The sequence below is a fragment of the Streptomyces sp. S6 genome (genome assembly GCF_054880855.1).
Genome location: NZ_JBTYMC010000292.1, coordinates 1 through 8,371, shown reverse-complemented (window position 1 = coordinate 8,371; position 8,371 = coordinate 1). Strand labels below are relative to the sequence as shown.

The 8,371-nt window shown below is 72.8% G+C and carries 6 protein-coding genes and 1 pseudogene; 2 read left to right on the top strand and 5 right to left on the bottom strand.

The window, feature by feature from the left end:
• The 5 genes and pseudogenes from ACVNF4_RS28680 to ACVNF4_RS28660 form a co-directional block, all read right to left on the bottom strand.
• Positions 1 to 360: pseudogene (locus ACVNF4_RS28680) on the bottom strand (hypothetical protein); the annotation flags it as partial.
• Between the two features lie 47 nt (positions 361 to 407).
• Positions 408 to 1,937 carry an ABC transporter permease gene (locus ACVNF4_RS28675; RefSeq protein ID WP_461805788.1) on the bottom strand — a complete coding sequence of 510 codons (1,530 nt, stop codon included), beginning with the start codon at positions 1,935 to 1,937 and terminating at the stop codon, positions 408 to 410.
• Positions 1,934 to 2,821 (bottom strand): ABC transporter ATP-binding protein, encoded by an 888-nt coding sequence (locus ACVNF4_RS28670; protein WP_461805787.1) that lies wholly within the window; start codon positions 2,819 to 2,821, stop codon positions 1,934 to 1,936. The genes ACVNF4_RS28675 and ACVNF4_RS28670 overlap by 4 nt, the downstream gene beginning before the upstream one ends.
• Positions 2,822 to 2,885: 64 nt before the next feature.
• The gene (locus tag ACVNF4_RS28665) at positions 2,886 to 3,722 is read right to left on the bottom strand and encodes a cupin domain-containing protein (protein ID WP_461805786.1); all 837 of its coding nucleotides are present in this window, start codon (positions 3,720 to 3,722) and stop codon (positions 2,886 to 2,888) included.
• Between the two features lie 112 nt (positions 3,723 to 3,834).
• Positions 3,835 to 4,377, bottom strand: a complete 543-nt coding sequence (locus ACVNF4_RS28660; protein WP_461805785.1) for an RNA polymerase sigma factor — start codon at positions 4,375 to 4,377, stop codon at positions 3,835 to 3,837.
• Between the two features lie 605 nt (positions 4,378 to 4,982).
• On the opposite strand from ACVNF4_RS28660, the gene ACVNF4_RS28655 reads away from it, so the two are divergent.
• Positions 4,983 to 7,244 carry an RNA degradosome polyphosphate kinase gene (locus ACVNF4_RS28655; protein ID WP_461805784.1) on the top strand — a complete coding sequence of 754 codons (2,262 nt, stop codon included), beginning with the start codon at positions 4,983 to 4,985 and terminating at the stop codon, positions 7,242 to 7,244.
• Positions 7,245 to 7,560: 316 nt separating this feature from the next.
• Positions 7,561 to 8,371: CHAD domain-containing protein (locus ACVNF4_RS28650; protein ID WP_461805789.1), on the top strand; the 811-nt coding region annotated here is incomplete at its 3' end.

Here is an 8,371-nt window from a genome sequence, read left to right as displayed (position 1 = left end):
CACCGCCGGCGGGAGCGCGGCGGCGAGGCGCAGGGCCACTCGCAGGGGGCGCGGGGCCGGGGTCGTCTCCGTGACGTTGCGCGCGCGGTCGTCCAGCAGGAACGCCAGGGCCAGGGCGCCCAGGAGAGCGGTGAGCCTGAGGAACATCAGGCCCGTGACCGGGTCGGCGGTGGTGCCTCCCAGGCGCGTCGAGGCGGCGAGCAGGAGTCCGGTGCCGGCCGCGAGCGCGGGGGCGAGGCGGGGGGTGGCCCGCCAGGTGGGGAGGGCTAGGGCTCGGGTGAGGGAGCGCCGGGACGGGGGTATCGGGGCGGCACTCGCAGGCGCCCCGCCCATCGCCGCTCGCCTCATGTCACCGCTCATGCCACCCCTCATGTCACCGCTCCTCTCCGTCGTCCACGCGTCTCGGTTCACCGGTACTCGTCGCACTTCTCCGCCCCCTTCGGCGCCGCGACACCCAGCAGCCGCGCCGCGTCCGCCGTCGTCGTCTGCTGAGAGGTCAGCTCGCTCCAGTGGGCCTTGACCGCGGCCGTGACGTCGGTGGCGGGGCGGTCGAGGATGCTGTTGACCACCTCGGTCTGCTGGGCCGTCAGGGAGACCGGGTCGGTGGGGGCGAGGACGATGCCGGAGCCGACGTTGCTGTCGTCGAGGCGGACATCCTTGAACGTGTCCTTCGGCGTCGGGTCGGCGCCCAGGGCCAGCCACATGACCGTCACCCCACGGGCCCCGCACAGGTTCTCCGCCGCCCGCTCCGACCCGGCGACCAGCACCGACGCGACGCCGACCGCGAACTCGGGGACGCGGTTGCCGCCCCAGCGGGTGCCGATCGTGACCTGACGGGCGCCGGTCTGCGGGTCCAGCGCGCTGTTGCTCTCGACCCCGCCCCGGACGTCGATCCGCTGGCGCACCGTCACGGGTGCCGTGCTGCCGGAGACGGACCGCACCCGGTCCACCACCCGCGCCCACCGCTCCCGCTGGCCGTCCCACTCCGGGAACGAGCAGTACGTCGAGCCGCCGTGCTCCTCGCACGACTGCACCTTCTCCGGGTGCTCGGACGCGATCCGCCGCGCCTGAGTGAGCGCCGTCCCGTCTCCGGGACGCTGGCCGAACCCGGCGGTCACGGTGACCGCGAGCGCCACGACCGCCGCCGCCTTGAGCACCGCCGTACGGCCGCCCTTGACGAGCATCGCCACGCAGGCGAGCAGGACGCACAGAGCCGCGAGGTACAGGGCGTGCCAGCCGGCCGGGCGGTCCAGGAGGTAGGAGGGAGTCGGGAAGCCGCCCGAACTGTCCTCGCTGACGACCGGGTTGAACCACTGCGACCAGTCGCCCGTCAGCGCCGCTGGACCGATGAGCAGGAAGTAGGCGACGGCCAGGAGCATCACCGGGATCACCGACAGCGGCCACAGCCCGGCCAGCAGTATCCCGATGATCCCCGCGAACATCACCGTCAGCGGCCCCACCAGCAGCTCGGCGACCGAGCCCGAGCCGACCGCGCCCGGCTTCAGCGCCGAGTACGCAAAGTCGACGCCGACGGCGACCGCGGTGAACAGGGCGAACGGGACGATCGACAGGACGTGCGCCAGCGTCCGGCGCCAGGGCTCCAGCGGCAGCATGGAGAACTGCTCGACCGTCTTGTTCCGGTGCCCGCGCAGCACTTCCGTGTTGACGGAGATCAGCACGGCAAGAGCGAGGATCATCGGGAGGCCCTGCGTGGCCCTGTCTGCCATGAACAGGGCCGGGAAGTCGTCCATGCCGTCCTCCCTGATCAGCCGGAGGACGATGAGGAACAGCCACAGGGCGCCGGCGGCCACCACCGGGATCTGGAGGAGGAGTTCACGGGCCTCGAAGCGGGCCAGCGCGAGTACCGGGGCGAGGCGGCCGGGCTCGGCGGCCTGGGGTGCGGTTGCCGTGGCGGGCGGTGCGGTCAGGGTGCTCATGCGGACACCTGCGCGTTCTCGCCGGCCGCGTTCTCGCCGTCCATGATGAGCAAGTAGCCGTCCTCCAGGGTGGGTTCGAGGAGTTCGGCGCCCTCGGGCGGGTCGCCGATGTTGCGGAAGCTGCCGGTTCCGGTGCGCCAGCCGGCCAGCGCCGAGGGGTCCCGTTGGGTGCTGCTCCAGACCCGGCCCGCGGCCCGCGCGGTCAGCTCGGCGGGGGTGCCCTCGAAGCGGACGCGGCCTTGGGTCAGGACGATCACGCGGTGGCACAGCATCGCGACGTCCTCCGTCTGGTGCGTCGACAGCAGGACCGTCCGCCCTTCGCCCGCCTGGGCGATCAGCTCGCGGAACCGCATGCGCTGCTCGGGGTCGAGGCCGACGGTCGGTTCGTCCAGGACCAGCAGGCCCGGGTCGCCGACGAGGGCCGCCGCGAGCGCGACCCGCTGGCGCATGCCGCCGGACAGCCGCTTCAGGCGCGTCCGGCGGTGGTCGCTCATGTCGACGGCGTCCAGGACGCGCCGGACCTCGCGGATCCGTTCGGTGCGGCCGGTCAGCTCCTTGAGGATCGCGACGTAGTCGACGAACGCGAACGCCGTGAAGTCCGGGTGGAAGCCGGGGTTCTGCGGGAGGTAGCCGAGGGAGCGGCGCAGGGCGAGGCGGCCGGCGGCGGTGCGGGGGTCGTGGCCGAGGGCGCGGAACTCGCCGCCGTCCGGCGGGACCGCCGTCGCGAGGACGCGCAGCAGGGTCGTCTTGCCCGCGCCGTTCGGGCCCAGCAGGCCGGTGACGCCCTTGCCGAGGCTCAGGGAGACGCCGTCCAGGGCGCGGGTGCCGCCGTAGCGCAAGGTGAGGTCGGTCGCGGTCAGGGTCGTGTCGAGGGGGCCGGTCATGGGGTGCCTCCGGGGCGTGTCGTGGTCGGTGCGGTGAGGGGCTTCACGCGGGTGTCGCGTGGGGTCACATCGCCCCTCCTTCCTGGAATCCGGCCATCGGGCGGATGTCGAAGCGCTCCCGTGAGCGGTAGAGGACGAGACCGGCGAGCAGCGCGACCGCGGCGGCGGCGAGCTGGCCCGGCGCGGTGAAGGGGGCCAGGGTCTCGGCGGGGCGGGAGCGGGCGTACAGGAGGATCGCGATCCACGTGGCGCCGGTGAGGGCGGGGGCGATCACCGCGCCGAGGCGGGCGGTGAGGGCGAGGCCCGTCGTCGTCAGCGCCAGGGCCGGCAGGAGCCAGGCCAGGGCCAGCAGGCCGTAGCCCGGGAGGGCCAGGGCCGTGAGGCCGTTGAGGACGAGGCTCGCGGCGAGGACCGCGACCGTGCGGATCATCAGGAGCCGGAAGCCGTGCAGGGGGGCGACCAGCGTCATCTCGTACGTGGGGTCCAGGGCGCGGCCGAAGGACAGGGCCACTCCCGCGAGCGGCAGCAGGGGGGCCAGGCCCAGGAAGATGCCGGGGTCGCCTGCCGTGCGGACCATCAGGACCGTCATCACCAGGACGGACAGCACCGCGAGGAGCCAGGAGCGGCGCAGTATCGGTGTCGCCGTCAGGAGCCGGGCGGTGGAGTCCGAGACGCCGAGGCGCACCAGGACGCCCTCGGACAGGCCGCGCCTCGGGGCGTCCAGCTCCGCGTCGAGCCGTTCCCAGCCGGCGTCCAGCTCGATCGGGTCGGTGCCTCGGGCGAGGACCGCGCGGCACTGGGCGCAGGCCGCGAGGTGGGTGTCCGTCGACCAGAGCAGGGGGGCCGACAGCTCGCCCCGCGCGTAGGCGCGCAGTTCCTCTTCACCGACATGCCAGCTCATGCCGCGCTCCTTCCGTCGATCCGAACCGATTCCGTCGTCACGCGTTGCTGCGTCACGCACTGCTTCGTCACGCACTGCCGGGCGCCGTCAGGCGTCCCCATCCGCACGCCCCTCACGCCAGGGCCTCCCTCAGCTGCTTGCGGGCCCGTAGTGCCCGGGTCTTGACCGTGCCCGCCGGGATGCCGAGGAGGGCCGCCGCCTCCCGGGTGCTCAGGCCGTCGATGACCGTGGCCTGCATGACCGCGCGCAGTTCCGGTGAGAGGCGGGAGAGGGCGCCCGCGAGGTCGCCGTGCTCCACGCCTGCGAGGACGCGTTCCTCGGCCGACTCCTCGTCGCGGTGGCGCAGGCGGGCGAGGGCGCTGCGGATCCGGCCCCGGGCGCCGTCGCGGCGCAGGGCGTCCACGAGGCGGCGGGCGCCGATCCGCCACAGCCAGCCCGCGACGTCCCCCTCCTCGTGGTAGCGCGCCTTGCCGCGCCACACCGCGAGGAACGTCTCCTGCACGACGTCGTCCACCACACCGGCGTCCGCGCAGCGGCTGCGCAGCCTCGCCGTCAGCCACGGCGCGTACCGCCGGTACAGCTCCTCGAAGGCGTGACGGTCCCCGTCCGCCGCGACGGCCCGCAGCAGCTCCCCGTCACTTCTCGTTTCGCTCACACCCCCTCATCGCTCCGACCCCACCGATCGGTTCACGATCCCCAAAACTTTTTCCCGACCCCGCAAAACTTTTTTTCGACCCCACCCCACACCCCATCTGACCTGCACGTTTCATCTGGCTGACCGGCGACCGACCGGCGAACCGACTCACCGGACCGACCGATGAACCGACCACCCCGAAACCAGCCACCGCAAGAAGAACCACTTCCAGGGGACTGTGGAGGGGGTTGTTTCGGCGGCCGTCAGAGACGGGGCCGGCTCACTCCACCCGGCCCGCCGCAGCACCACCGGACACTCCCCCTCCTCGACATCGATCGCCTCCACTCCGCTCCGCCCCCTGTACCTCGTACCCGTCCGCCCCCATCCTGTACGAACCCCCACCCGCCCCACCGCCGCCGGCACCCCCTCCCAAACACCCCCCGCTATCCCGCACGTCATGTCTCCGTAACCAGTGATTCAGACGAGCTTGCGACGCTCGGGCAATGAACCAGGCCGTGCCCGAGCCTTCGCCGCCGCCCGAGGAACTGCCCTCCGCTGGCGCCACCCCCCTCACTCCCGCACGCTCCGACGCGCTCGTAGTCCCTCATGCGCGGAAGAATGGGTTTATGAGCCAGTCCAAGATCCAGGCCGACACGCAGGCCGGCACGCAGGTCAGCACCCCGGCGGAAGCCCAGCACGCACAGCCTTCGGTGGGGTCCATAGCGGCACACCGCCCGCACACGGTCTCCCCCTCGACGGTCTCCGATCTGGAACCCGACATCGACGCCGACCTCGACGTGTACGAGGAGGGCGGCACGGAGCTGCCGCAGGGCAGGTTCCTCGACCGGGAGCGCAGCTGGCTCGCGTTCAACGAGCGGGTGCTGGAGCTGGCGGAGGACCCGAACACGCCGCTCCTGGAGCGCGCGAACTTCCTGGCGATCTTCGCGAGCAACCTGGACGAGTTCTTCATGGTCCGGGTGGCCGGTCTGAAGCGGCGTATCGCGACCGGCGTCGCGACCCGCTCCGCGTCCGGCCTCCAGCCGCGCGAAGTGCTGGAGATGATCTGGGCGCGCTCGCGCGAGCTGATGGCCCGGCACGCCGCCACGTACCACGAGGACGTCGCCCCCGCGCTCGCGGAGGAGGGCATCCACCTGGTCCGCTGGGCGGAGCTGTCGGAGAAGGAACAGGCCCGCCTGTTCACCCTGTTCCGGCACCAGATCTTCCCGGTCCTCACCCCTTTGGCGGTGGACCCGGCGCATCCTTTCCCTTATATCTCCGGCCTTTCCCTGAACCTCGCGGTCGTCGTGCGCAACCCGGTCAGCGGGCACAAGCACTTCGCGCGCGTGAAGGTCCCCCCGCTGCTGTCGCGGTTCCTGGAGAGCGCGCCCGGCCGGTACGTCCCGATCGAGGACGTCATCGGCGCGCACCTGGAGGAGCTGTTCCCCGGCATGGAGGTGCTGGAGCACCACGCCTTCCGCCTCACCCGCAACGAGGACCTGGAGGTCGAGGAGGACGACGCGGAGAACCTGCTCCAGGCCCTGGAGAAGGAGCTCATGCGGCGCCGCTTCGGCCCGCCGGTGCGCCTGGAGGTCGAGGAGTCCATCGACCGCGAGGTCCTGGACCTGCTGGTGCGCGAGCTGAAGATCTCCGAGGCGGAGGTCTACCCGCTGCCCGGCCCGCTCGACCTGACCGGCCTGTTCCGCATCCACGGCCTGGACCGGCCCGAGCTGAAGTACCGCAAGTTCGTCGCGGGCACGCACCGGGACCTCGCCGAGGTCGAGTCGGCGTCCGCGCCGGACATCTTCGCGGCGCTGCGCGAGCGGGACGTCCTGCTGCACCACCCGTACGACAGCTTCTCGACGTCCGTGCAGACGTTCATCGAGCAGGCGGCGGAGGACCCGGACGTCCTCGCGATCAAGCAGACGCTGTACCGGACGTCCGGTGACTCGCCGATCGTCAACGCGCTGATCGACGCCGCCGAGTCCGGCAAGCAGGTGCTGGTCCTCGTCGAGATCAAGGCCCGGTTCGACGAGCACGCCAACATCAAGTGGGCGAAGAAGCTGGAGGAGGCCGGCTGTCACGTCGTCTACGGCCTCGTCGGGCTGAAGACGCACTGCAAGCTGGCGCTCGTCGTCCGTCAGGAGGGCGACACGCTGCGGCGCTACAGCCATGTCGGCACCGGGAACTACCACCCGAAGACGGCCCGCCTGTACGAGGACCTGGGGCTGCTGACGGCCGATCCGCAGGTCGGCGCGGACCTCTCCGACCTGTTCAACCGGCTCTCCGGGTACTCGCGGCGCGAGACGTACCGCCGCCTGCTGACGGCGCCGAAGTCGCTGCGGGACGGGTTGGTCTCCCGGATCGACAAGGAGACGCAGCACCACAAGGCGGGGCGTCCGGCGTACGTCAAGATCAAGGTCAACTCGATGGTCGACGAGGCCGTCATCGACGCGCTGTACCGGGCGTCGCAGGCGGGTGTTCCGGTCGACGTGTGGGTGCGCGGCATCTGCGCGATCCGTCCCGGCGTCCCCGGCCTGTCGGAGAACGTCCGGGTGCGGTCCATCCTCGGCCGCTTCCTGGAGCACTCCCGGGTGTTCGCCTTCGGCAACGGCGGTGAGCCCGAGGTGTGGTTCGGCAGCGCCGACATGATGCACCGCAACCTGGACCGCCGGATCGAGGCCCTCGTCCGGGTCACCGACCCCGGTCACCGCTCTTCCATCAGCCGCATGCTGGAAACCGGCATGTCCGACACGACCGCCTCCTGGCACCTCGGCCCCGACGGCGAGTGGACCCGGCACGCCACCGACGCCGAGGGCCAGCCCCTGCGCAACATCCAGGAGATGTTCATAGACGCCCGGAGGCGCCGGCGTGGCACAGCGACACCATGACGACCTGACGGCGAACCGGGCCCCCGCGCGGGGCCCGGCCGGGGGCACCTCGCTCGCGCGCGGGACCGTCGAGAACACCGGCGTCCCGGGGGACCGGGGGAGGAGTGACGTGGTGACCGGGGGATCGTCCGACGTCAGGGGTGCCGGACCGGCGCCGGCGAGCGGGAACGCGAGCACAGGCGCGGGCGCGAGCGCCGGTGCCCTCACCGCCGTCGCCACCGGCCCCGCCGTCTCCGGAGAAGTCACCGGAGAAGTCACCGGCAAAGTCACCGGAGAGCTCCTCGCCGCCTACCTCCGCGCGCAGGCGACGGAGTTCCTGCGGGCGCTCCGCCTGCACCGGGAGACCGGCGCGGGCGCGGGCGCGGTGGACGACTCGCTGGACGCGGCCCGCGCGCTGCGCCGCTCCGCGCGCCGGATCAGCGGCAGCCTGCACACGTTCCGCCCGCTCCTGGACGCCGAGTGGTCCGAGCAGATCCGCCCCGAGCTGGCCTGGCTCTCCGGCACCCTCGCCCTGGAGCACTCCTGCGAGGCCCGCCTGGCCCGTCTCCTCCTCGCCCTCCACCGCCTCTCGGGCGCCCCTGTCGTCCCGGAGCAGCAGGCCACCGCCCGCAGGCCGGGCACCGACGACACCGCCCCCGAACGCGGCACCCTCACCGTGGGCGCCGCCAAGGCGGGTGCCCTCCTGGACCGCCAGCTCACCCTCGCGCGCACGCGCGCGCACAGCACCGCTCTCCAGGCCCTGGGGTCGAGCCGCTTCCACGCGGTGGCCGACAAGATCGCCCTGCTGGCCAGCGAGGTCCCGCTGGCGGCGACGGCGAAGGCCACTCCCCTGACCCCCTTGGCGGACGCGGCACAGGAGCGCCTGGCAGCGGCGATCGCGGGACTCCCGCTGCTCACGGCCGGGAACCCGTACAACGCGGAGGCCCTGATCCACGGCCTGTCGCCGGACCCGGCCCCGCACCCCCAGGACACCCCCTGGCACCAGGTCCGCCTGCTGCTGCGCCTGCACCGGTACGCCCTGGAGGTGCTGAACGGCGGCGCCCGTCCCGACGACACCCGCCTCCAGCGGTCCGGTGAGGCGCTGGACCGGCACCGGGACGCCTCGGAGGCGGCCGCGGCGGCGGCCT

Excerpts from the sequence above, each read along its gene's own strand:
- ACVNF4_RS28675 (WP_461805788.1), bottom strand. The coding sequence starts at position 1,937 with ATGAGCACCCTGACCGCACCGCCCGCCACGGCAACCGCACCCCAGGCC.
- ACVNF4_RS28670 (WP_461805787.1), bottom strand. The coding sequence starts at position 2,821 with ATGACCGGCCCCCTCGACACGACCCTGACCGCGACCGACCTCACCTTG.
- ACVNF4_RS28665 (WP_461805786.1), bottom strand. The coding sequence starts at position 3,722 with ATGAGCTGGCATGTCGGTGAAGAGGAACTGCGCGCCTACGCGCGGGGC.
- ACVNF4_RS28655 (WP_461805784.1), top strand. The coding sequence starts at position 4,983 with ATGAGCCAGTCCAAGATCCAGGCCGACACGCAGGCCGGCACGCAGGTC.